General features: G+C 56.4%; 23 protein-coding genes. 10 read left to right on the top strand and 13 right to left on the bottom strand.

The window, feature by feature from the left end; all coding sequences use genetic code 11:
- Positions 1-2: 2 nt before the first annotated feature.
- Positions 3-1199, bottom strand: coding sequence for a PepSY-associated TM helix domain-containing protein (locus tag A1355_RS00135; protein WP_064023877.1), 1197 nt, complete (start codon positions 1197-1199; stop codon positions 3-5).
- Between the two features lie 517 nt (positions 1200-1716).
- On the opposite strand from A1355_RS00135, the gene A1355_RS00130 reads away from it, so the two are divergent.
- Together A1355_RS00130 and A1355_RS00125 are read left to right on the top strand one after the other, a co-directional pair.
- Positions 1717-2148, top strand: a complete 432-nt coding sequence (locus A1355_RS00130) for a putative toxin-antitoxin system toxin component, PIN family (protein WP_064023876.1) — start codon at positions 1717-1719, stop codon at positions 2146-2148.
- Positions 2145-2363: a ribbon-helix-helix protein, CopG family gene (locus tag A1355_RS00125; protein WP_064023875.1), complete on the top strand. Its 219-nt coding sequence runs from the start codon at positions 2145-2147 to the stop codon at positions 2361-2363. The genes A1355_RS00130 and A1355_RS00125 overlap by 4 nt, the downstream gene beginning before the upstream one ends.
- A 497-nt stretch (positions 2364-2860) precedes the next feature.
- Here A1355_RS00125 and A1355_RS24885 read toward each other — a convergent pair whose 3' ends face one another.
- The 9 genes from A1355_RS24885 to A1355_RS00105 all read right to left on the bottom strand — a co-directional run bounded on the left by A1355_RS24885 (position 2861) and on the right by A1355_RS00105 (position 10172).
- Positions 2861-3016 (bottom strand): hypothetical protein, encoded by a 156-nt coding sequence (locus A1355_RS24885; RefSeq protein ID WP_157197676.1) that lies wholly within the window; start codon positions 3014-3016, stop codon positions 2861-2863.
- Positions 3017-3149: 133 nt separating this feature from the next.
- Positions 3150-3974 carry an S-4TM family putative pore-forming effector gene (locus A1355_RS00120; RefSeq protein WP_064023874.1) on the bottom strand — a complete coding sequence of 275 codons (825 nt, stop codon included), beginning with the start codon at positions 3972-3974 and terminating at the stop codon, positions 3150-3152.
- Complete coding sequence (locus A1355_RS26520) at positions 3944-4072, bottom strand: S-4TM family putative pore-forming effector (RefSeq protein ID WP_197471662.1); 129 nt, start codon at positions 4070-4072, stop codon at positions 3944-3946. The genes A1355_RS00120 and A1355_RS26520 overlap by 31 nt, the downstream gene beginning before the upstream one ends.
- Before the next feature lie 9 nt (positions 4073-4081).
- Positions 4082-4411, bottom strand: a complete 330-nt coding sequence (locus tag A1355_RS25930) for a hypothetical protein (protein WP_231883501.1) — start codon at positions 4409-4411, stop codon at positions 4082-4084.
- Between the two features lie 114 nt (positions 4412-4525).
- A complete protein-coding gene (locus A1355_RS25925; RefSeq protein ID WP_231883500.1) occupies positions 4526-5080 on the bottom strand; it encodes a hypothetical protein in 555 nt (184 codons plus the stop codon).
- 265 nt (positions 5081-5345) lie between these two features.
- Positions 5346-5549: a hypothetical protein gene (locus tag A1355_RS00115; protein WP_064023873.1), complete on the bottom strand. Its 204-nt coding sequence runs from the start codon at positions 5547-5549 to the stop codon at positions 5346-5348.
- Between the two features lie 1030 nt (positions 5550-6579).
- Positions 6580-6753 (bottom strand): hypothetical protein, encoded by a 174-nt coding sequence (locus A1355_RS25485; protein ID WP_168028434.1) that lies wholly within the window; start codon positions 6751-6753, stop codon positions 6580-6582.
- A gap of 249 nt (positions 6754-7002) precedes the next feature.
- Complete coding sequence (locus A1355_RS00110; RefSeq protein WP_064023872.1) at positions 7003-9489, bottom strand: ABC transporter permease; 2487 nt, start codon at positions 9487-9489, stop codon at positions 7003-7005.
- Positions 9486-10172, bottom strand: a complete 687-nt coding sequence (locus tag A1355_RS00105) for an ABC transporter ATP-binding protein (protein ID WP_064023871.1) — start codon at positions 10170-10172, stop codon at positions 9486-9488. The genes A1355_RS00110 and A1355_RS00105 overlap by 4 nt, the downstream gene beginning before the upstream one ends.
- On the opposite strand from A1355_RS00105, the gene A1355_RS00100 reads away from it, so the two are divergent.
- Positions 10171-10773, top strand: a complete 603-nt coding sequence (locus tag A1355_RS00100) for an arylesterase (RefSeq protein WP_064023870.1) — start codon at positions 10171-10173, stop codon at positions 10771-10773. The two genes, A1355_RS00105 and A1355_RS00100, sit on opposite strands and share 2 nt — an antisense overlap.
- 6 nt (positions 10774-10779) lie before the next feature.
- Here A1355_RS00100 and A1355_RS00095 read toward each other — a convergent pair whose 3' ends face one another.
- The 3 genes from A1355_RS00095 to A1355_RS00085 all read right to left on the bottom strand — a co-directional run bounded on the left by A1355_RS00095 (position 10780) and on the right by A1355_RS00085 (position 13506).
- A complete protein-coding gene (locus A1355_RS00095) occupies positions 10780-11802 on the bottom strand; it encodes a glycosyltransferase (protein ID WP_064023869.1) in 1023 nt (340 codons plus the stop codon).
- 45 nt (positions 11803-11847) lie between these two features.
- The gene (locus tag A1355_RS00090; RefSeq protein WP_064023868.1) at positions 11848-12936 is read right to left on the bottom strand and encodes a GNAT family N-acetyltransferase; all 1089 of its coding nucleotides are present in this window, start codon (positions 12934-12936) and stop codon (positions 11848-11850) included.
- 126 nt (positions 12937-13062) lie between these two features.
- Complete coding sequence (locus A1355_RS00085) at positions 13063-13506, bottom strand: hypothetical protein (RefSeq protein WP_064023867.1); 444 nt, start codon at positions 13504-13506, stop codon at positions 13063-13065.
- Positions 13507-13910: 404 nt separating this feature from the next.
- On the opposite strand from A1355_RS00085, the gene A1355_RS00075 reads away from it, so the two are divergent.
- The 7 genes from A1355_RS00075 to A1355_RS00045 all read left to right on the top strand — a co-directional run bounded on the left by A1355_RS00075 (position 13911) and on the right by A1355_RS00045 (position 21246).
- On the top strand, positions 13911-15329 hold the full coding sequence (locus A1355_RS00075) for an acetyl-CoA carboxylase biotin carboxylase subunit (RefSeq protein ID WP_064023865.1): 1419 nt from the start codon (positions 13911-13913) through the stop codon (positions 15327-15329).
- 15 nt (positions 15330-15344) lie between these two features.
- On the top strand, positions 15345-17168 hold the full coding sequence (oadA, locus tag A1355_RS00070; protein ID WP_064023864.1) for a sodium-extruding oxaloacetate decarboxylase subunit alpha: 1824 nt from the start codon (positions 15345-15347) through the stop codon (positions 17166-17168).
- Between the two features lie 134 nt (positions 17169-17302).
- Entirely contained in the window at positions 17303-18271 is a 969-nt protein-coding gene (locus tag A1355_RS00065; RefSeq protein WP_064023863.1) for an L-threonylcarbamoyladenylate synthase, read from the top strand.
- A 1-nt stretch (position 18272) separates the two neighbouring features.
- Positions 18273-18722, top strand: coding sequence for a tRNA adenosine(34) deaminase TadA (gene tadA, locus A1355_RS00060; protein ID WP_064023862.1), 450 nt, complete (start codon positions 18273-18275; stop codon positions 18720-18722).
- Positions 18723-18871: 149 nt separating this feature from the next.
- Positions 18872-19423 carry a pyridoxamine 5'-phosphate oxidase family protein gene (locus tag A1355_RS00055; protein WP_064023861.1) on the top strand — a complete coding sequence of 184 codons (552 nt, stop codon included), beginning with the start codon at positions 18872-18874 and terminating at the stop codon, positions 19421-19423.
- Between the two features lie 327 nt (positions 19424-19750).
- A complete protein-coding gene (locus tag A1355_RS00050; RefSeq protein ID WP_064023860.1) occupies positions 19751-20047 on the top strand; it encodes an antibiotic biosynthesis monooxygenase in 297 nt (98 codons plus the stop codon).
- 2 nt (positions 20048-20049) lie between these two features.
- Positions 20050-21246 (top strand): iron-containing alcohol dehydrogenase, encoded by a 1197-nt coding sequence (locus tag A1355_RS00045; protein WP_064023859.1) that lies wholly within the window; start codon positions 20050-20052, stop codon positions 21244-21246.
- Positions 21247-21698 lie beyond the last annotated feature (452 nt).

Genomic DNA, 21698 nt, shown 5'->3' with positions numbered 1-21698 from the left:
ATTTAATGGGTTTTAGGACGGCACTTTTTCAACCAGATGACCACGCCGGTGACCGACAGCATCACAATGGTCAAACCCAGCAGGCACACGAAGATCCGGTAGGGCATGCCGAACACGTTGGCCATGTGCAAGGCCGCCAGCCAAGCGGTAATGGTATTGCCATTGTATTGGCCGCTGGGCAACAGCAGCATTTTTGGCGCACCGCTGACCGCGTCGATCACCACCCGCAATTGGCCGCCCTTGTCTTGGAAATCCAGGTCGCTACGCGCGCTGTATACGTAAAAGCCTCGGCCGGCGTTATACCAGATCGCCGCGGGTTGCAATACCGCGAAGCCTTGCTCGGCCCCGGCCTTGCGCGCGGCGGCATCCGCCAACTCAAAGGCCTCGCCGATCACGACCGGCGGGTTTTGCAAGGGTTGCGGCAATTCGGGAATGTCGGTCCAGGGCTGCCGGAAATCGCTGACCGTCTGCATCACCTTGGCGTAAACCGTATCGCCCAAGTTCATGTACACACTGGACCAGGCGAAAGCCAATAACGCGATCCACACCCACAAACCGCCGGCGCGGTGCAAGTCGTAATTGATGCGGAACGGCGAGCCGCGCCATTTCACGGCCCAGGCCGGCCGCCAGCGCCGCCAAAACGACGGGCCCGCCGCGCGAGCCGTTAGTGGCTTGGCCGGCAAGGTCAGATAAAAACCGACGAAACAATCCAGGGTCCACACCAGCGCGGTGATGCCCAATGTCCAGGCGCCGATGTCGTCCAGGGCCAAGTTGTAATGCAGTTTATAGATAAAGGGCATCAAGTTGTTTATGCCTTCGGTAATCGAGCCCCAGTGCCGTCGGCCCAGTTCCGCGCCGGTGTAGGGGTCCAGTATCACTTGATCGAAATCCAATGCCAACGGTTGGCCGGTTTGGGCGTCGTTGTTGGGCGAAACGCCGATATCGACGTGGCGCGGCGACAGCCACAAGGAGGCTACCCGCGCGCGGCTGCCCAAGGCGTGTTCGGCGCTATCGAGTAACTGCGGAATCGGCAAAGTTTGCCGCCCGGCGGGTTCGGCGTATAGGTGCGGGCTGACCAGGCCGTCCAATTCCTCGTAGAAGGCCAACAGACTGCCGGTCAAACCGACCACGATCAAAAACGCGGTCATCGCCAAGCCGGCATAACGATGCACCAGCACCCAAAACGGGCGAATTTTCATAAGCTCTCCTTTTCGATTCGGACTTACCAGCCGTTAGTTTGGCACTCAATCTAATAAGACGACTGAGACCGCAAAATCCCCACCAAAACAGCCGATTATTTGGATTGATGGATGAAGATGGGAAATTTGCCTGGGTGTTTGCGGCATTCGAACCGGAGGCGATCGGCGCAATGCCGGCCGATTCACTGGTCTGGGCGCTAGGTTGACGCCGTTAGCGAAGACTGGGACGAAATTGGCGGCATGTCGCGATAACCCGGCTGAACAGGCTCGCCCGAATCTTCGCGTTACGCGTTCTCGGCTGAAAATTACTGTTCGAAGCGCCGCGGGGGGGGCATTCCCCCCACGTCCGAAAATCGCGCCGATTTATTGCTCTCTGCGCTGGTATGTCCAATTAGGGTTATATTTTTCAGGCGACGCGAGGGGCTGGGTGTTCGCATTGAATGCGGGATCGAAAATCTTTCCAAAATTTAGGCATATGCTAGGATAGGAGTGTGTGCATATATGCTGGCAATTTTGCATGGCAATTAGAGTGGTTGTAGATACAAATGTCCTGGTTGCCGGCTTGATCGGCGGTAAAGGACCGAATCGAGAAGTTCTTCGCCGTTGCCTCCAAGGCGATTTACAGCCCTTTGTCGGCAACGCACTTTACCTTGAATATCAAGACCTTCTTAATCGGCCGAAGATTCAGGCTCTTTGCAACCAAACTTCGGTGGCTTTGCAGGAATTTCTTGATGGTTTTGCACAGGTTTGTACCGCAATCGACGCCCGCTACCTATGGCGGCCCAATTTAAAGGACGAAGCGGATAATCATTTGGTGGAACTGGCGATTGCCGCTCGTGCCGCTTACATCATCACCAACAATGTGTCGGACTTTGCCCATGCCGAGCTTAAACGGTTGGGTTACGAAGTCGTGACACCGGAGCAAATATTGAGGTTATTAAAATCATGACAACCTTATCCATTCGATTGCCCGACGATATGGCCGAAAGGCTGAAAAACATAGCCAAGGTCCGCGACATCAGCCTCAACAAGCTGATGTTCGAATTATCCATCCAAGCCTTGGCGGAAGAGGATGCCAAACAACGCTTTCTAGCCGCCCAACTGCGAGGCGACCCTAAGCGGGCTTTACGGTTGTTGGACGAATTGGATGAGCTGGGGCTTTAAGAAGCCTGTAATTTGTAGGGTACATTAGCGGCAGCGTAATGCGTCGCATGATTAAAGGCCAACATGCGGCGCAATACGGCTACGCTTATTGACGCCCTACTATTACGTCTTACGGCCTTGAGCAGACACGCCTGGATCTTCGCGTTACGCGTTCTCGGCGGAAAATGAATGTGCGAAGCGCTGCGGGGTGGTGGGCGTTCCTTGTTCGTTCCTATTAGGGGCTCGCGCTGTTTATACTCTCCGCAGATACGTTCAGTTGCTACGATTGACCGTAGCCGCTGATTACATTTGTAAACCGGCTAATTAATTTGTTAGGCTTTTGGGGCGACGAGATTGCTTGAGCAAATGGGGGTGACGCAATTCGACCCTAAGGCGACATAGACTTACACAATACCTGTGACAGGAATTAGGCATTAAGCGGACGTTCAAATATTAATGCATGATTACAAGACCTGACCCCGTTTCGTTCCTAAAGGAATAGCCTTTTTATAGTACCCTTAGGCAGATTGGTTGCCAACCGCCCCATGTATCGCCAAAGATGCCGCCACAACAATTGCCGATTTCAAGAATTTTTTCTTGATTGTTTTGTTGAGGTTTTGGTCAAGTCTTCTTTTGGTTTCTTTGCGAGGTATTTGTTTCGTTACTTTCTTCATAGCTATCTCCTTTGTACTAAATTTAGATGAAAATTGACTTTGGATATTTGCTCGGAATTTAGCGGCAACATCTACCGACGACACAACAGGATGCTGAATCGAACAGCTATATCTACCCATCTGCCTAAAGGCACTAGCTTTTATTATATTTATCGATCATTTGATTAACATTATAATACATTGCATGCTCATACTTATTTTTTAGTCTATCATAGATTTCGTCAAAAAAGAGCTGATTGTCTTTTCTGTTTTTGTAAATTTCGTCTTGAATTCTCCTGGCAAAAACATCGTTTTCCATTGAATCTTTATTTTCCAGCAACTCCTGCCAGTAAGAGTTCATGTCTTGTTTAAGTTTTTCAAGATTTCCAATGGAATCCTTGTTTTCTCTGTATTGCTCTATACAAAAGGTTAGAATAGGTAGTAATGGCGTTGCAATATTTAGTACAAAATTATTAAATGTTATATCAGACAGCAAACCAAAAACAGAGATTACCACGCCAAAAATAACAGAAAATTTAAAAATGAGTTTTATATACTCTTTTCTTAGGCCAACATTCCAAACAAGATTAGATCTTTGACAAAGAAACCTTGCAACGTAAAAAGGTACATTAGCCACTGAAGTAGCATACCAATCTTTTAACTCGGAGTAATTCTTTTTCTCTTTAAATTTTTCAGCATAAAGCTTTATATCTTCGTTATCTGGTCGATCTCCAACATTCACATCATTCCAATCAAAAGACAAGACGTTTGTGTCAAACTTTTCTTGTATTTTTGCAGCTAACTCTTTTTTGTTTTTTATTACTGGTACAAATACCAGTGTATTCACCAGGGTTACAACAATACTAAAAAATGCAAGATGAGCAGATAAATCATATTTAAACCACAAAAAATCGCTGTTAGTTAAATAAGCGATTATGGAAAATATAGCTATAAAAATGACATTAAAAAAACCTGCCATTTCATATAGAGCTTGGCATTGCTGTACAAATAGCGCATGGCTGCCAAGCAATCAAGGTTTTCCACTCTATTTTGCGTAAGAATTATTTCATTATCCATATTTATTAGTTATCCATAAGTCGGGAACTCTGAGCCAAAAATATCTCTCCATTTATTTATCGATTCTTTATGTTTACCTTGTTCTTCCAAATTTCTTGCTTCAAGTGATCTATTGTAATCAAGGTTTGCTCTATCCCATATTTTTGACTTTTCATCGAGCGTTAGAATATTTATATTTCCTTGTATTCCCTTTGGGTCTTGAACAGAATTATAAATATTGTCTCTTATGTAAAGAAAGCAATTAGGAAGCTCAATATCTACAAATTGAGTAGCTGAAGTAGTGTTTTCGTATCTATTAAGAATCATGTTTTCTATAAGATATGAAGACATTGTCGGCATCGTTGGTCTCTTATTCCAATATTTCATTGTTCTTATAACATTAAGAACATTACCGTTATTTCTTTGATTTATTGTTGAAACTCTATTTTTATCAATTCTTGGGTCTGTTTTTTTTCAATTCCCGCCACCATCAGGTATTAGATAAAATGTTTTCCCATAGTAATCTTCTTTTGTAAAAAAGCAAGGGACTATATCAAAACTCCAATCATAGCTGGTTAAATTTAAGACTGCTGCCTCTTGGTTTCTTTTTATATCAGAATTCCTATATTGCGGCACGCCTTTTAAAGAGCTAACAAACTTATTAACTACTTTTACCGAGTTTAATGTATTAGTAAATGTGTTACACAAATCTTTTAAATTTTTTACATCTGAATCTACTGTTATTTCAACCCTATCAGGGTACTCGTAATATGATCCGCCCCTAGCATTTAGGCAAATCATCATATCAATATCATCAAGAGGTCTTTTTTTTGTATTTCTTGCAAATGAACCGAAATTTATATCCATTTCAGAATATAGAGCAGGGAAACTCGAATCATGTAATGGAAAAGCATGTATTTTACCAGTCAGCCAAGTTCTGCTACTTCTTGCCGACTTCACATCTTCGGCATCCAAATTAACTGTATTCTTCAAAAATTCATTAAATGCCGCTATTACGGTGGTTGCCATAAATTCCTTGACTTAGTTGATAAAAATTAGCGTCTTCCTACTCTGCTTGCCATTCCCTGCTTTTTCATGACAATATCGAACATCATTCCCAAGACATCTTTTTTGAATTCTTGATTGTCAGCAAAATCCTTGTATTGGTCCGTAAAATCAAAAATCAAGTCTTGGAACTTTTTTTTTCCATCCTTTTGTTAACAGACTGTTGAACAAGTGGGGGGCAGCTCTTGCAATCAAGTATCTTCAGCTAAACTGACAGGTAGGTAATCATTCAACTGCGGTCACTGACAGTCGAAATGTAGCTGACCACTAATGGCCGTAAGCCGTCACTAAATTTTAGCGACACTCGACCACAGCACGGGTTCAGGTCTTGCTTCAGCAGGTCATTGGCGCCGATCAGGTCTTCGGGGCTTTGATAGTTCGACATCAAGGCGTCGAGCAGGTCAGTCGGGATGGTTTTCGATGATACGGTCATGGCTTCCTCCTTATCGGAATCGGTAGTCTCCTACCTCAGGACCGTTTACACAAAAATTCTTACACTCTCCACTGCGCCCGAGTAATCAAGGCTCCGAGCCTTGCCCGTAACTCTAAAAGCCTGACGCGCAACACTCCGAGTAATAAACACAAGGCTCCGAGTCTTGCCCGCAACTCTAAAAGCTTTGCGCGCAATTCTCCGAGTAACAAACGCAAGGCTCCGAGCCTTGCTCGCAACTCTAAAAGTCTTGCGCGCAACACTCCGAGTAATAAACGCAAGGTTCCGAGCCTTGCCCGCAACTCTAAAAGCCTTGCGCGCAACATTCCGAGTAATAAACACAAGGCTCCGAGCCTTGCCCGCAACTCTAAAAGTCTCGCGCGCAACACGCCGAGTAATAAACCTAAGGCTCCGAGCCTTGCTCGCGATTTTAAAAGCCTAGTCAGCTATTCCCGCTGCGCGACGCGCTTATTTACGCCGAATACGGGATTGGTCGGTAGGCATATTCCTGCCGGTAGTTGCTAAAAATGCGGCCCTATTGATCAGGGGAATTCCGTCGGGCCGAGTTCGTTGAAGCCCCGGCTGGTGCGCCCTTCGACAAGCGCGCGGAATTTAAGGGCCGGGCAATAACGAGCCGGAACGGACTTTTCCCGGCGTGGACAAAAAATAGGCGCATACCGATCAGGTGTTGCGGATCGCGGTTAAATCCGTTTCCGCATCGGTTTGTTTGATGCGCCGGGGACAACGTCCTGTCATGCTCGTTGGGGTAAACGGAGCATCAAACGGCTCTACGAACCTGCGTTGGCCGGTAGGCGCGGCTGGCGTTTTCGGTGGGTTGGCGGCGGATTCCGGCCGAAAACGCCGACGCAAAAAAAGCCCCCGATCCGGTCCCGGACGGGGGCTGTGGAAGTACAGAGCACTTAACAACGGGAGGTACTACGAACTTACAGCAACGTCGGAAAACTCGGTCTAGCCGTTTCCGACGTTCGCGCGTCCGTGCGCTCCGAAGATGCCGGCTCGACCGGCACCCGAGCTAAAACCGGGACATCGCTCGCGCGGGTTTGGCGGGTTGCAGATTGCTGGCTAAAGCGGCGGCGCCGAACAAGGCCATGGATAACAGCCATTGCTCCAACACCAATCCAAAAATGCCGGCTGAAAAGAACGCGCCGGTCGCGATATCTCTGTATAAAGAGTCGGCCTTTTTCATTTCTGCTCCTAGACTGCATCGAGTCGGTTAGTGAAGTTGGTTTCACTTTAGGCCTGAGCGGATTTATTTACAATACGCATTTTTACAGATTTAAAATTTCCAAATAAGAAACAAAATTCTTCCCACAAGGACAGTCGCTCTTGTTAATATCTTTAGGATTGGCTGGAAACCGTCATTAACTTGTAAAGACGGCCGGGAATGGCGTCACCGGCTGGGAGACGACAAGTACGCTTAGGCCTCGTTCTCGCGTCAATCCATGCGTCGCAAAACCGTCAGCGGCGCTTGCCGCACCACGCCGCGCACGCCCCAGAATCCCGCCAAACCCACGCCCAGCATGCCGATCAACGGCAATGCCAGCCACAGCGTAAAGTTGGGCCGGTATTCGATCTGCATCACTCGGTTATACAAAGCAAACAACACCGCTTCCGACGCGATCACCGCCAGCACGCCGGCTGCTCCGCCCAACACCGCGAACTCAATCCAATGGCCGCGCCGCAAGAAGCCGCGGCCGGCACCGAGCGTGCGCAACAAGGCGCTCTCGCGGATGCGCCGGTCCAGGCTGGCGTAAACCGCCGCGAACAATACGGTAAACCCGGCGGCCAACGCGAAGTACAGCAAGACGTCGATGGCGCGGGTCAGTTGGGTCAGGATGGTTTTGAACTGCTTCAACAACAGATCGACTTCCAGGATCGTCGTCGCCGGAAAGCGCTTGACCAAACCGGTCAACAGAGATTTTTGCGATTCGTCCAGATAAAAGCTGGTCATGTAGGTGGCCGGGAAGCCGGTCAACGTGCCGGGCGAGAAAATCATGTAAAAATTCGGCTGCATCGTATCCCAACGCACGCTGCGCAGATTGGCGACCGTCGCGGTCAAGCGCTCGCTGCCGACCGTGAAACTCAATCGGTCGCCGGGATGAATACCCAGATTGTCGGCCAGCTTTTGTTCGACCGATACTAGGCCGGGCGCCAAGCCCCGCCAGGCGTCGCCGGCGACGACGCGGTTATCCTCGGGCAATTGCTCGGCCCAGGTCAGGCTCAGTTCGCGTTGGGTCGCCGCTTCGCCGGTGCTGTCCTTACTAACCCGGCGCTGCACCGCTTCTTGATTGATCTCGATTAGACGTCCCCGCACCACCGGGTAGAACGGGCTGGCGGCGATGCCGAGGCCGGCGATGTCCCCACTAAAACCGCCGACCTGGTCCGGCAGAATGTTAAGCGCAAAGTGGTTGGGCGCCTGGTCCGGCAATTGCTTTTGCCACTCGGCGATCAAATCGGACCGTACGGTAAAGCTCAAGGCCATCGCGGCTAGGGTCACGCCGAAAGCCAGGATTTGACCGATGCCGGCTGGGCCGTGACTGATCAGGCCGCGCAAGGCCATGCGCCAGCCCAGATTCATGGCCGGCAGCGCGCGGCGGGCGGCGCGCAACAAGCCGTAGAGCAACAAGCCCAGCAGCGCCAAGGTCAGCGCGCCGATGCCGAGTATCGTCGCGGTCATTTTCCAATCGCCGGTATAGCGCCAGATCAACGCGCCCACCACGCTCAGCGCCAAACCGTAAATCAGCCAGCCGCTGGCCGGCATCGGTTCCAGATCGCGGCGCAATACCCGCAGCGGCGCGACCCGGCGCAGCCGCAGCAGCGGCGGCAATGCAAAACCCAGCAGAATCGCCAGCCCGGTGGCGAAGCCGAAACCGACCGCCAGCCAGCCGGGGTCGGCAACCCGCGCCGGCAATAAATCGCGCAGCATCAGGAATAAGCCGTGCTGGGCCAGCCAGCCCAGCAGCGCGCCGCTGCCGCTGGTAACGATACCCAACATTAAAAATTGCCCCAAGTACAGCGCCACGATTTCACCCTGCTTGCAGCCCAGGCAACGTAACAGCGCGGTAGCGTTGAAATGCCGCTCGGTATAGCGGCCGGCGGCCATCGCGATCGCGACGCCGGCGATTAAAATCACCACGACGCTGGACAGCCCCAGATAGCGCTCGGCCCGGCTCAACGCCGAATCCAGTTCCGGCCTGTCGTTACGCACGTCCAGCAGGCGTTGCGACGGGTTCAATTGCGGCTTCAGCCAGTCGCGGTAAGCGTTCAGCGCCGTTTCGTCGCCACTGAATTGATACGCGAAGCGCACCCGGCTGCCCGGTTGAACCACACCGGTCGCGGCCAGATCGGCCAGCGCCATCATCACTCGCGGCGAGAAACTGTACAGATCGCCGCGCCGATCCGGCTCGTAACCCAACACTCGAGTCACGGTCAGCACGGCCTCGCCGACTGTCAGCCGGGCGCCCGGTTCCAGTTTCAAAGCTTGCAGCACCCGCTTGTCGACCCAAACGGTGCCGGGTTCCGGACCGGCGTGGACTTCGCTCAAATGATCGAACGCGCCGTCGCCGGTTTTCAGGTAGCCACGCAACGGATAACCGCCGCCGGTCGCCTTGATCGAGGCCAACAACATCTCGCCGTTCTCCAGCAACATGCTCGGAAACTCGACCGTTTGCGATTGAGCCAAGCCCAGTTCGCCGGCCTTGCCCAGCCAGGCCGGATCGATCGCGGCCGGGCCGGCGACGGCTAGGTCGCCGGCCAGAAATTCGGCGGCCTGCAGCGTCATCGTGCGCTGCAGTCGGTCGGCGAACAGCGCAATCGCGGTCGAACTGGTCACCGCGATCAGCAAGGCCATCACCAACAGGGTCAATTCCCCGGAACGGCCGTCGCGCCACAGCATTTTCATCGCCAAGCGAAAGCGCTTCATACGATGCTCCCGGCTTCCAGCCGTATCGTGCGCTGGCAACGCGCCGCCAAGCTCATGTCGTGGGTTACCAGAATCAGGGTCGTGTGTAATTCCTGGTTCAATTCGAATAATAATTCGACGATGTGCGCGCCGGTGTTGCTGTCCAGATTGCCGGTCGGCTCGTCGGCGAACAAAATCGCCGGCCGGCCGACGAAGGCTCGCGCCAACGCAACGCGTTGCTGTTCGCCGCCGGACAGTTGCCGAGGCGTATGTTGCAGCCGCTTACCTAGGCCGACCCGCTCCAGCAAGGTTCGGGCGGCCGGTTCGGCGTTCGCGTTCCCGGCCAGCTCCAACGGCAGCATGACGTTTTCCAGCGCGGTCAAGGCCGGCAGCAATTGGAAGGACTGGAACACGAATCCGACCAACTCGTTGCGCAGCGCGGCCCGGCCGTCTTCGTTCATTTGGGTCAAATCGCGGCCGGCAACGATCACCGAGCCGCTACTCGGGGTGTCCAGCCCGGCCAGCAGACTCAACAGCGTGGACTTGCCCGATCCGGATTCGCCGACGATCGCGATGCTTTCGCCCGGCTTGATGATTAAATTCACCGATGCCAAGATATGCAAATCCCCATCCGAGGTGGGAACGGTTTTGCCGAGACCTTCGGCGACAATGACAGGTAGAGCGGCTGTGCGATTAATTGACATGACTGGAATGGTCCTTGCGATGGTATTAAGTGTGGCACCCGCCGGGGCCGCGGCTAAGACGATCGTGGTGTTGGGAGACAGTATTAGTGCCGGTTACGGCATCGAAGTTCAGCTCGGCTGGGTCGCGCTGCTGCAAAAAAAACTGGTCGACGCCGGCAGTCCCCATGCGGTATTCAACGAGAGTATCAGCGGCGACACGTCGGCCGGCGGCTTGGCGCGTTTGGAGTCGATCTTGGCGCGTCACAAGCCCGATGTCGTGGTGCTGGAGTTGGGTGCCAACGATGGCTTGCGCGGCCTGTCGCCGCAAGAAATGAAGCGTAATCTGACCGAAATCGTCAACCGCTCGCGACACATCGGCGCTGAAGTGTTGTTGCTGGCGATGAAGATTCCCCCCAATTACGGCAAACGCTATATCGAGATGTTTTACGAAGTTTACCCGCAATTAGCCGGCGAGCTACGGTTGGCATGGGTGCCGTTCATTTTGGAAGACATTGCGCTGAAACCGGAACTGATGCAGGCCGACGGCCTGCATCCCAACGCCGACGCCCAACCGGCGCTGGTCGAGAAAATTTGGCCGTCCTTGCTTCCTCTGCTGAAATAGCCGCCGTCAACCGGCGATGAACGGCGACTTCCAATCGCCGGAACGGTAGCGTTCCAGATTGTCGCGAAATACCCCGGCGCCGCGGTATTCCCAATAGCCGGACAATTGGCCGAGGTTGTTGCAAAAACTGCGGACCATGACGATGACCGGCACGTAAAACCAATAGCTCGGCCGCAAGTCGGGGTTGTTGCGCTTTAAGGTGGTGATGACCGGATTGACCAGCGTGAAAAACATGAAGCTCAGTACCGCCATCGCGATCAACCAAAAACCGAAGAAACCGAAGCCCAGCAGCAGCGCCAGCATCCAGATCACGTGGTTGCGCAAGTGATAGAACACCGTTTTCAAGTCGGTTTGGCCAATCCGCCCGGTCCCCTTGCCGTACAAATAATATTGCTTGGCGAGTTTTTTCAGATTCGGTCGTGGGCGCCAGGAAATCACCGCTTCCGGCGCTACCGCCACCTTGCAGCCCAAGGCCTTGGCGCGCTGGGCGAATAAGGTGTCTTCGGCGGTGTACAGCCATTCCGGATAACCGCCGGCCGCCAGCCAGACGCTTTTGCGGAATGCCGAATTCCGGCCGTGAAACACCCGTTCCTCCTCGTTGGCGGCGTTGCCCGACGTGGATAGTTTGCCGGCGAAGAACTCGAAGTCGTTGATGCTTTCGACATTCCTGACCCCGGTCACGGCGCCGTAGTTCGGGTCGTTCAGCAAGGGTTGCACCAGCGCGGCCAGCCAGCCGTCCACCGGCCGGCAACCGCCGTCGGTGACGGCGACAATATCGCAATGGCTGCGGGCGATCGCGATATTGCGGCCCTGGGCAATATTGACGCCCGGCTCGACAAAGAACTTAACGTTGCGATGTTCGGCCGCGTAAGCGTTCAGCACGTCCAATGTACCGTCGCTGGAGCCGCCGTCGACGATGACGATTTCATCGGCGCGCAAGCTTTGCCGCAAGAAAGCGTCCAGCAATTGCCGAATGCTTTCGCGTTCGTTTAACACCGTGGAAATGATGGCTATAGTTGGTCTTTGCATGGGCTGCACACTTACCTTTTGGGGTTGATCGGAGCGACTCCGCCGCTACAAAGGATTGTCGAAATAGTCGCCGTCGAGTCCGCTACGATACCAAGCTTCCGTTACGGCGGCGGGTAACGGCGGCTCGCTAAAAACATGGTAACGATTGCCCTGCGACGGCAGGGCCTCGTAACCCAGGTCGCGAAACACCGACGTCAGCCAGGGCGCCGCGACCTCCAGGTTGATCCAGGTCATACCGATTTCCCGCCAGTAGGCATATAGGCGATACAGCAAGGCCGGCAGGGCTTCGCTGTCGTCGAGCCGGTAAAACACATCGCGCAACACCGCCATGTCGATCCCGTCGCCGAAGGCTTGCCGGTGCCAGACGGCGTAAGCTCTCAATCGCCCGCTAGCGTCGCGCAAACCCATTAGTTTCAACGGACAAGTCGGAAAATCGAATATACGCCAATTCAAATACCGGCTGCTTCTTTCCAGACAGGAGACATAGCCGCCGCGTGCCTGGTTCCACAATACGTCGTACTCGTCGCCGCAACGGGTTTCCTCGGTCAGATTGAAGCCGGCGCGGCGCAGTTTGGCATCGCGAAGCAACAGACTCAAATCGAACAGCGAGCCGATGATTCGGCCGGCCGAAGTGCCGACCCGTTTTTGCCACGAGGCCTTGAAGCTGCTCCGCAAGCGGAAAAAATCGTTGCTGTCGCCGCCGATCGCCGCGTACCCGAGTTTCCGGTAAGCTTTTTGGGTAACGACGCCGGCCGAGGTACTGCTGGTCATAGCCGCGAAATGTCGGCATTGATCGATCAGCTCGGTCCCTATACCGCGACCGCGATAGGTCGAATCGACACTGGTGTTGGCGGCGAAGGCGATAACGGTCGATTGGCCGTCCAGCCACCACGGCTGGGCGAAGATGGCCCGAAACCCGATCAGTTTGCCCTGGTCCCGGACGCCGACGCCGATGCCTGGAAAAGCGGCCTGCCACGGGTTGTTGAGAATTCGGCGCTCCAACCAATCGCCGACGCATTCCGGCGTTTGCTGAAACTCGGTAAAACTGTTCAATACCACCTGAATGCAGTCCGGAATATCGGCCGGACCGATGAATGAATAGCTGAAATTGTCTGCCTGATCGGGCTTGGACATGGAGATTCTCTAAAACTGGACGGAAAACGCGGCGGCCCAAGGCTCGCGCGCTACCCGGCAATCATAGTAGAAGCCCGGCGGCTTTGCCAGCGCCGGCGCCGCCAGTCCTTAAGTCCGGCTATCCATTCAAGCTCGCGCTAATCGCTTGCCGACGGCCGCCCGTTTTTGTAAGCCCAGTAAAGTCAGCATGCCGCTTAGAAACAGCCAGGCGGCCGACGGCAACGCGCCTTTTAGATCGATAGATCGGGTCTCGTCGACGATGGGTTGAAACACGCTATTCAGTAACAGGGGAAAGTCGATGTCGATACTGCTAGTACTGACGCTACCGATTGCCGTGATCGCGCCGCCCAAGGTTTGCTCGGCTTCGAATCGAACTTGTTCGAAAACCGCTTCCGCTAAATCCCGAGCGGCGCCGACGCTAAGCGGCGCGGCGTCGGCGGCAAGCGCGGCGCCGCCTAAACCGATGCTCTCGTTACCGTTGGCCGGCGTGAGATTGGCCGCTAAACCCGCGTCCGCCCATAATGGACAGACTAACAAAATAACAGTCGAAAACCGCGTGATGCTCTCCATATAAACTCCCTATCAATATTCCAAAACCGATGGCTCGTGTGTTTCCCCTTCGAACCCGCGCGATCGGCCGCTTCAACAAGCCGGACTCAGGCGACCGCCATCCCGATCAGTAGTTTAGCAACTAACACGCCAGATGCCAGTCTCGATGGCCCATTTTTTTCAGGCTTACCGTGGCTTCCGGCGAACTGGTTCCAGGAATCGCCGTGACGAATGCTGGATTGCCGACAAATATTGCCTGGCACTTGTTGCACATACAACAATTCGGTCGGCGCCGACATTGATCGCCGCGAAGGTCCGCCCCGCCACGTCCCGAATCTCAGGGAAATCCCTCAGGGAAATACGGTTGAAAGATCGGCGCAACTTGCTACAGTAGCCGGCAGGTCGCCAACTCAAGGACTCCCGCCATGCTACGCAAAATCCTGATCGCCAATCGCGGCGAAATCGCGGTGCGGATCATTCGCGCCTGCGCCGAAATGGGTATCCGCTCGGCGGCGGTCTATACCGAGGCCGACCGGTTTGCATTGCACGTCAAGAAGGCCGACGAGTCGTATTGCATCGGCAGCGAGCCGGTCGCCGGCTATCTCAATATCTACGGTTTGGTCGATCTGGCGCTACGCACCGGTTGCGATGCCATCCATCCCGGCTACGGATTTCTGTCGGAAAACGCGCTGTTCGCGACCGCCTGCCAGGAACGCGGCCTGGTCTTCATCGGCCCGTCCGCCGAAGTGATCCGCAAGATGGGCGACAAGACCGAAGCTCGCGCGGAGATGCGGGCCGCCGGCCTGCCGGTCACGCCCGGCAGCGACGGCAACGTGGCCGATGTGGAACAGGCGCTGCAAGTGGCGGACGCGATCGGTTATCCGGTGATGCTGAAAGCCACTTCCGGCGGCGGCGGGCGCGGCATCCGCCGCTGTGACCATGCCGACGAACTGCGTCAGCAGTATCCGCGGGTGATTTCCGAAGCCGGCAAGGCCTTCGGCAGCGCCGAAGTGTTTTTGGAAAAATGCATCGTCGATCCGCTGCATATCGAGGTGCAAGTCCTGGCCGACCAATTCGGCAATACCATCCATCTCTACGAGCGCGATTGCTCGATTCAGCGCCGCAACCAGAAGCTGATCGAAATCGCCCCGTCGCCGCAACTCGACGAAGCCCAGCGCCAGTATCTGGGCGGTCTGGCGGTGATGGCGGCCAAGGCGGTCGGCTATACCAACGCCGGCACCGTCGAATTTTTGCTGGATCGCGACGGCCGCTTCTACTTCATGGAAATGAATACCCGCGTCCAGGTCGAACACACCATCACCGAGACCATCACCGGCGTCGATATCGTCGAAGAGCAGATTCGCGTCGCCGCCGGTTTGCCGTTGCGCTTTCGCCAGGAGGAAATCGTTCGGCGCGGCTATGCGATTCAATTTCGGGTGAACGCCGAAGACCCGCAGAACAGCTTTCTGCCCAGCTTCGGCCATATTTCCCGCTACTATGCGCCGGGCGGGCCGGGCGTGCGTACCGACACCGCGATTTATACCGGTTACGAAGTGCCGCCGTTTTTCGATTCGATGCTGGCCAAGGTCATCGTCAGTGCCATGACCTGGGAAGACGCGCTCAATCGCGGCGAACGGGCGTTGCGCGACATGGGTTTGTTCGGCATCAAGACCACGATCCCTTATTACCTGGAAATCCTGCGTCATCCGGATTTTCGGCGCGGCCGCTTCAATACCGGTTTCGTCGAGGCGCATCCGGAATTGGTCAACTACTCCAACAAACCCCGCCCGGAAATTCTCGCCAGCGTGCTGGCGGCGGTGGTTGCGTCCCACACCGGCTTGTAAGCCGAGGAGCTAGCGATGAAAAAAGTCTATGTTACCGACGTGATTTTGCGCGACGCTCATCAATCGCTGATCGCCACCCGCTTGCGTACCGAAGACATGTTGCCGGCCTGCGCGCTGCTGGACGACATCGGCTATTGGTCGCTGGAATGCTGGGGCGGCGCGACCTTCGACGCTTGTTTGCGTTTTCTGAAGGAAGATCCGTGGGAACGTCTCGCCAAACTGAAAACCGCGCTGCCCAATACGCGTTTACAAATGCTGCTGCGCGGCCAGAACTTGCTCGGTTACCGGCATTATTCCGACGACGTGGTGCGTAAATTCGTCGAAACCGCTGCCCAAAACGGCATAGACGTATTCCGGGTTTTCGATGCGCTGAACGACATCCGCAATCTGGAAACCGCCGTCGCGGCCGCCAAGACCGCCGGCAAGCATGCCCAGGGCACGATTTGCTACACCACCAGCCCGGTCCACGATATCGCCAGTTTCATCGCGCTGGGCAAGGGCTTGGCCGATCTCGGCTGCGACTCGATCGCGATCAAGGACATGGCCGGCCTGTTGACCCCCTACCGCGCCGAGGCATTGGTCAAGGCCTTGAAAGATGCGGTCGATCTGCCGCTGCATCTGCATGGTCACGCCACGGCCGGATTGGCCGAAATGTGCCAACTCAAGGCCATCGAAGCCGGCTGCGAGCACGTGGATACCGCATTGTCGTCCTGGGCCGGCGGCACCAGCCATCCGCCGACCGAAAGCCTGGTCACCGCGTTGCGGGGTAGCGAATACGACACCGGCCTGGATTTGGACAAACTACAGGCGGTTAACCAATACTTCGCCGAAGTACGCAAGAAATACCGGCGCTACGAAAGCGAATTCACCGGCATCGACACCCGCGTTCACATTTTTCAGGTGCCGGGCGGGATGATTTCGAACCTAGCCAATCAACTGAAGGAACGCAACGCGCTGGACCGAATCGGCGAGGTGTACCGGGAGATTCCGGCGGTGCGCAAGGACCTTGGCTATCCGCCGCTGGTGACGCCGACTTCGCAAATCGTCGGCACCCAGGCGGTCTTGAACGTGTTGACCGGCAAGCGCTACGAGACCATCAGCAACGAGGTCAAACGCTACCTGCACGGCGGTTACGGCAAGGCGCCGGCGCCGGTCGATCCGGAACTGCTGAAGAAAGCGGTTGGTAAGGAAGAGCCGATCGACTGCCGGCCGGCCGATCTGTTGAAGCCGGAGTTTTTGCATCTGCGCGGCGAGATCGGCCATCTGGCCTTGAACGACGAAGACGTACTCAGTTACGCGATGTTTCCGGAAATCGGCAAGCAATTTTTGGAATTGCGTTCGACCGGCAATTTGGTCCCGGAACCTCTGGAACTGGAGGCCCCGCCGGAGGCTGTGGACAACAAGAAAGCGCCGACCGAATTCAACGTCGCGCTACACGGCGAGTCCTATCACGTCAAAGTCACCGGCGCCGGCCCCAAAAACCAGAGCCTGCGGCATTTTTACTTCACCGTGGACGGCATGCCGGAAGAAATCGTCATCGAAACCCTGGACGAAATCGTGCTGGATGGCGGCGCCCAGGGTGCGGTGAAAAGCGCGATCGCCAGCAAGCGGCGCCGGCCGGCCGCGCCAGGCGACGTGGTCACCAGCATGCCTTGCAACATCATCGACGTATTGATCCGCGAAGGCCAAAAAGTCATGGCCGGCCAGGCCTTGCTGGTGACCGAAGCGATGAAAATGGAGACCGAAATCACCGCCCCGCTGGCCGGCACCGTCAAGGCGATTTTCGTTGCCAAGGGTGATGCGGTGAATCCGGACGAGGTGTTGATCGAAATAATTTAACACCCAACCGCCGGCTCGGAAGGTAAAATAGGCCGTTTGCTATCGAGACCGGCATCCTCCAAACACAACCAGCCGCGCGCGGCCGGGAGGAGCATCCGGCTCCAGTCTCATCGTTTATCTAGCCGGCAAAGACATTGACCCCGACTCCCGTCACCGAACAATCGATTAATCAGGCCGCCGATTTGTTGCGGCGCGGCGAATTGGTCGCCTTTCCGACCGAAACCGTCTACGGCCTGGGCGGCGATGCCGCTAACCCGGCCGCGGTCGCCAAAATTTTCGCGGCCAAAGGCCGGCCGGCCGACCATCCGCTGATCGTGCACATCGCCTCGGCCGAGCAACTGACCGAATGGGCCGTCGAGATTCCGGACGCGGCGCTGAAACTGGCCGCGCAGTTCTGGCCAGGCCCGCTGACGATGATTTTGAACAAGCGCCCGGACGTGCCGGACGCCGTGACCGGCGGCCAAACCACGATTGCGGTGCGGGTGCCGTCCAACCCGGTCGCGTTGCAGTTATTGCAAGCCTTCGGCGGCGGGATCGCTGCCCCCTCGGCCAACCGCTTCGGCCGGATCAGCCCGACCCAGGCCGGCCATGTCGCCGAGGAATTGGGCGATCGCGTCGCTTGTATTCTGGACGGCGGCGCCTGCTCGGTCGGAGTGGAATCGACGATCATCGATCTCAGCGACGGCCAGCCGGCCATCCTGCGGCCGGGCCGGATCACCCGCAGCCAGCTCAAGGCCGCGCTGGGTACCGAAGTCCGCCTGTCGCCGCAGAGCAAAATCCGCGCGCCCGGCATGCTGGCGGTGCATTACGCGCCGAATACGATGGCCTTGCTGTGTCCGGCCGATACCTTGATCGCGATGACCGACGAGCTGTGCGGCCAGGGTAAGCGCATCGGCATTCTGGCCTTCACGCCGGCCATCGCCGGGATTCCCTGCCCGAACCTGATCAAATTGCCCGAGCAAGCCGAACATTACGAAAGCGCGCTGTACAGCGCCTTGCGCGAATTGGATAGCCGGCAACTGGACACGATTTTGATCGAGCAACCGCCGGACAGCGAAGCCTGGGCCGCCGTCAACGACCGTTTGAGCAAAGCCACGGTGTGAGATGACCGACGCCGAATGGATGCGCCACGCCATCCGCCTGGCGCAACGCGCCGAAGCGCAAGGCGAAGTGCCGGTCGGCGCGCTGTTGGTGCTGAACGAGCGCTGCATCGCCGAAGGCTGGAACCAGCCGATACAAAGCGACGATCCTACCGCCCACGCCGAAATCGTCACGCTGCGCAAGGCCGGCCGGGCGCTGCATAACTACCGCTTGATCGACACCACCTTGTACGTGACGCTGGAACCCTGCGTGATGTGCATGGGGGCGATCGCCCACGCCAGGGTCAAGCGCCTGGTGTTCGGCGCTTACGACCCCAAGCGCGGCGCGGTCTGTCATGCCCTGCAACTCAGCGACGCGCCGTTTTTGAATCATCGGGTGGAATGGAGCGGCGGCGTGCTGGAGGCCGACTGCGCCGAACTACTCAGCGATTTTTTCCGAGCCCGGCGCCGCTGAACGATTAGCGATCGATCCAATGCCGAAGCAAGCCGCGAACGCCGAGCTTAGAGGAGTTCGTCAACTCGCCGGGAAGCCGGCGCGGGCAAGGCGGCCGGGGTTGCATAGCGCCTCGGTCATTTCTGGAACCAGCCAATAGAGAGCAAGCGATGGGAAAGCGTTACACCGAATTGTCCGATAAACACATTCAATTCATCCGCGAACAAAAGCTGTTTTTCGTCGGTACCGCCACGGCCGACAGCCGGGTCAATCTTTCGCCCAAGGGCATGGACTCGTTCAAGGTGCTGAGGCCGGCGCGGGTGGCCTGGCTCAACGTCACCGGCAGCGGCAACGAAACCGCCGCCCACGTGCGAATCGCCCCGCGGATGACGATCATGTTTTGCGCCTTCGTCGGCGCGCCGTTGATCTTGCGCTTGTACGGCAACGCCCGCGTCGTGCATCCGGGCGATGCCGACTGGCCGGACTTGTTCGGCAAATTCCGGCCGCTACCCGGCGCCCGGCAAATCTTCGACCTCGACGTCGATCTGGTGCAGACTTCCTGCGGCATGGCGGTGCCGTTTTTCGATTACGCCGGCGAACGCGAACAGTTGTCCGATTGGGCCGCTGATCAAGGCGAGGCCGGCATCCGTCGTTATTGGCACGACAAAAACCAGCTCAGCATCGACGGCCTGCCGACCTATATCGTCGAAAAAAGCGGTTGAAATCGCCGAGTACAAACCGAGGTTTGCATGCCAACCCGCCACGTCGCGGAGTACAAACCTAGGTTTGTATTCCAATCATCGGTGAATCGGCCTTTGGCGCGGCTTAGATGCTACCCGGTTTCGTTGTCTTCAAGCATTGCTCCCCCGCGTTGGCGATAACGCCAGACCGCCAAGCCACGGAGTACAAACCTAGGTTTGTACTTCTACGGGCGCCAAAACGAGATTGGCCCGGCTTAAAGCTTATCCAGTGAACAGACCGCTCTCTTTGCCATCGCCGCCGGTTTTCGCCTATGCTAAGCGGCTGATTCCACTCAATGGCTCGTTACCATGCACGTTACCCTCGTTCACGTCCACGTCAAACCCGAACATGTCGACGAATTCATCGCCGCCACCCGTTTAAACCACTTGGCCTCGGTGCAAGAGGCCGGCAACCGCCGTTTCGACGTCCTGCAAACGCCGGACGACCCCAGCCAATTTATCTTGTACGAAGTCTATGCCTCAGCCGAAGACGCGGCCGCGCACAAGCAGACCGAACATTACCTGGTCTGGCGCGACACGGTCGCAGACTGGATGGCCGAACCGCGCCGGGGCGTGCCGTATAAAGCCTTGTTTCCGGAGACGTGAGCATGCAGACTTTCAAGCCGTTTTACATTGCCCGATTGCCGCGCATCTTGTTCGGTCGTGGCCGCCTGAACGAAGCGCCGGCCTTGATCGCCGGATACGGCCGCAAAGCCTTGCTGGTCACCGGCAAGCAGTCGTTTTGCGGCACGCCGGGCTGGCAAAGCTTTGTCGACGCGTTGGCCGGGCAAGGTGTGGCATGGCAACATTGCACGGTGTCCGGCGAACCCTCGCCGCAATTGATCGACGACACGGTGAGCCGATTTCGCGAGCAGAACATCGAAGTCGTGGTCGCGATCGGCGGCGGTAGTGTGCTCGACGCCGCCAAGGCCATCGCCGGCCTGCTGCCCAGCGGCGATTCGGTGATGGATTATCTGGAAGGCGTCGGCCGTAACCAAACCTATCGCGGTCCCAGCACGCCGTTCATTGCCGTACCGACCACCGCCGGCACCGGCAGCGAAGCCACCAAAAACGCAGTGCTCAGCGTGCAAGGCCCGGACGGCTTCAAAAAATCGTTTCGCGACGAATGTCTGGTGCCGGAATACGCCATCCTCGATCCGGACTTGCTGGCTACCTGCTCGCCGGCATTGATCGCCGCCGACGGCATGGACGCGTTGACCCAATTGCTGGAATCCTACGTGTCGGCCAAGGCCAATCCGTTCACCGACGCGCTGGCCTGGAGCGGCATGCAAGCGGTCAAGTCCGGATTCTTCGCGGCCTGGCGCGGCGTGGAACCGGACGCCGGCGACGGCCGCGCGGCAATGGCCTATGCGGCGCTGTTGTCCGGCATTACCTTGGCGCAAGTCGGCCTGGGTTCGGTACACGGCTTGGCGTCGCCGCTGGGCGCTTTCTTCCCGATCCCGCACGGCGTTGTGTGCGGCACGTTGGTCGCCGCCGCGACCGAGGTCAACATCCGCGCGCTGCAAGCCCGCGAACCGGCCAATCCGGCCTTGCTTAAGTATGCCCAAGTCGGTCGGCTATTGGCCGGCGACGATGCGCTGGACGACCAACAAGCCCGCGACGCATTGATCGCGCTGCTGGCCGACTGGAGCGACTCCTTGCAATTGGATCGCCTCGGCGCCTACGGCATCGCCGAAGCCGACTTCCCGCTGATCGTCGCCAACGCGCGCGGCAGCAGCATGCAGACCAATCCCATCGTATTGACCGACGAAGAGATTGGGGAGATTCTGGCGCGGCGGATTTGAGTCGAATGAGCCGTCCGGAATGGCGACGCCCCTGTATTGTCTCGGGATTCAATGAGCGCGAAGCGATGGATTTCGCCTTCGAGTTTTAAATTCCCTTGGGCTCCGCTCAGCGAGCGAACGACACGTTCTGCGGTACAGCGGTGAGTTCCCTGAATGGATTTCGCCTGTGAATTTTAAATTCCCTTCGGCTCCGCTCAGGGAACGAACGACAGGTTCTCCGGCGCAGCGGTGAATTCCCTAGATGGATTTCGCCTTCGAGTTTTAAATTCCCTTGGGTTCCGCTAAGGGACCGAGCGACACGTTCTGCGGTACAGCGGTGAGTTCCCTGGATGGATTTCGCCTTCGAGTTTTAAATTCCCTTGGGTTCCGCTCAGGGAACGAACGACAGGTTCTCCGGTACAGCGTGCGTTCTACGGCACACCGCGCGTTCCCTGAGCGGAGCCGAAGGGAAC

It is taken from the genome of Methylomonas koyamae (genome assembly GCF_001644025.1).
In the GTDB taxonomy this organism is placed as follows: domain Bacteria; phylum Pseudomonadota; class Gammaproteobacteria; order Methylococcales; family Methylomonadaceae; genus Methylomonas; species Methylomonas koyamae_A.
This window is presented reverse-complemented; position numbering and strand designations above follow the sequence as displayed.

Coding starts and splice junctions, on each gene's coding strand:
- A1355_RS00125 (WP_064023875.1), top strand. CDS start 2,145: ATGACAACCTTATCCATTCGATTGCCCGACGATATGGCCGAAAGGCTG.
- A1355_RS25925 (WP_231883500.1), bottom strand. CDS start 5,080: ATGGCAACCACCGTAATAGCGGCATTTAATGAATTTTTGAAGAATACA.
- A1355_RS00105 (WP_064023871.1), bottom strand. CDS start 10,172: ATGTCAATTAATCGCACAGCCGCTCTACCTGTCATTGTCGCCGAAGGT.
- A1355_RS25485 (WP_168028434.1), bottom strand. CDS start 6,753: ATGAAAAAGGCCGACTCTTTATACAGAGATATCGCGACCGGCGCGTTC.
- tadA (WP_064023862.1), top strand. CDS start 18,273: ATGACCGACGCCGAATGGATGCGCCACGCCATCCGCCTGGCGCAACGC.
- A1355_RS00085 (WP_064023867.1), bottom strand. CDS start 13,506: ATGGAGAGCATCACGCGGTTTTCGACTGTTATTTTGTTAGTCTGTCCA.
- A1355_RS00130 (WP_064023876.1), top strand. CDS start 1,717: ATGGCAATTAGAGTGGTTGTAGATACAAATGTCCTGGTTGCCGGCTTG.
- A1355_RS00095 (WP_064023869.1), bottom strand. CDS start 11,802: ATGCAAAGACCAACTATAGCCATCATTTCCACGGTGTTAAACGAACGC.
- A1355_RS00050 (WP_064023860.1), top strand. CDS start 19,751: ATGCACGTTACCCTCGTTCACGTCCACGTCAAACCCGAACATGTCGAC.
- A1355_RS25930 (WP_231883501.1), bottom strand. CDS start 4,411: ATGCCGACAATGTCTTCATATCTTATAGAAAACATGATTCTTAATAGA.
- A1355_RS24885 (WP_157197676.1), bottom strand. CDS start 3,016: ATGAAGAAAGTAACGAAACAAATACCTCGCAAAGAAACCAAAAGAAGA.
- A1355_RS00115 (WP_064023873.1), bottom strand. CDS start 5,549: ATGACCGTATCATCGAAAACCATCCCGACTGACCTGCTCGACGCCTTG.
- A1355_RS00100 (WP_064023870.1), top strand. CDS start 10,171: ATGACTGGAATGGTCCTTGCGATGGTATTAAGTGTGGCACCCGCCGGG.
- A1355_RS26520 (WP_197471662.1), bottom strand. CDS start 4,072: ATGGATAATGAAATAATTCTTACGCAAAATAGAGTGGAAAACCTTGAT.
- A1355_RS00045 (WP_064023859.1), top strand. CDS start 20,050: ATGCAGACTTTCAAGCCGTTTTACATTGCCCGATTGCCGCGCATCTTG.
- oadA (WP_064023864.1), top strand. CDS start 15,345: ATGAAAAAAGTCTATGTTACCGACGTGATTTTGCGCGACGCTCATCAA.
- A1355_RS00110 (WP_064023872.1), bottom strand. CDS start 9,489: ATGAAGCGCTTTCGCTTGGCGATGAAAATGCTGTGGCGCGACGGCCGT.
- A1355_RS00135 (WP_064023877.1), bottom strand. CDS start 1,199: ATGAAAATTCGCCCGTTTTGGGTGCTGGTGCATCGTTATGCCGGCTTG.
- A1355_RS00075 (WP_064023865.1), top strand. CDS start 13,911: ATGCTACGCAAAATCCTGATCGCCAATCGCGGCGAAATCGCGGTGCGG.
- A1355_RS00120 (WP_064023874.1), bottom strand. CDS start 3,974: ATGGCAGGTTTTTTTAATGTCATTTTTATAGCTATATTTTCCATAATC.
- A1355_RS00090 (WP_064023868.1), bottom strand. CDS start 12,936: ATGTCCAAGCCCGATCAGGCAGACAATTTCAGCTATTCATTCATCGGT.
- A1355_RS00055 (WP_064023861.1), top strand. CDS start 18,872: ATGGGAAAGCGTTACACCGAATTGTCCGATAAACACATTCAATTCATC.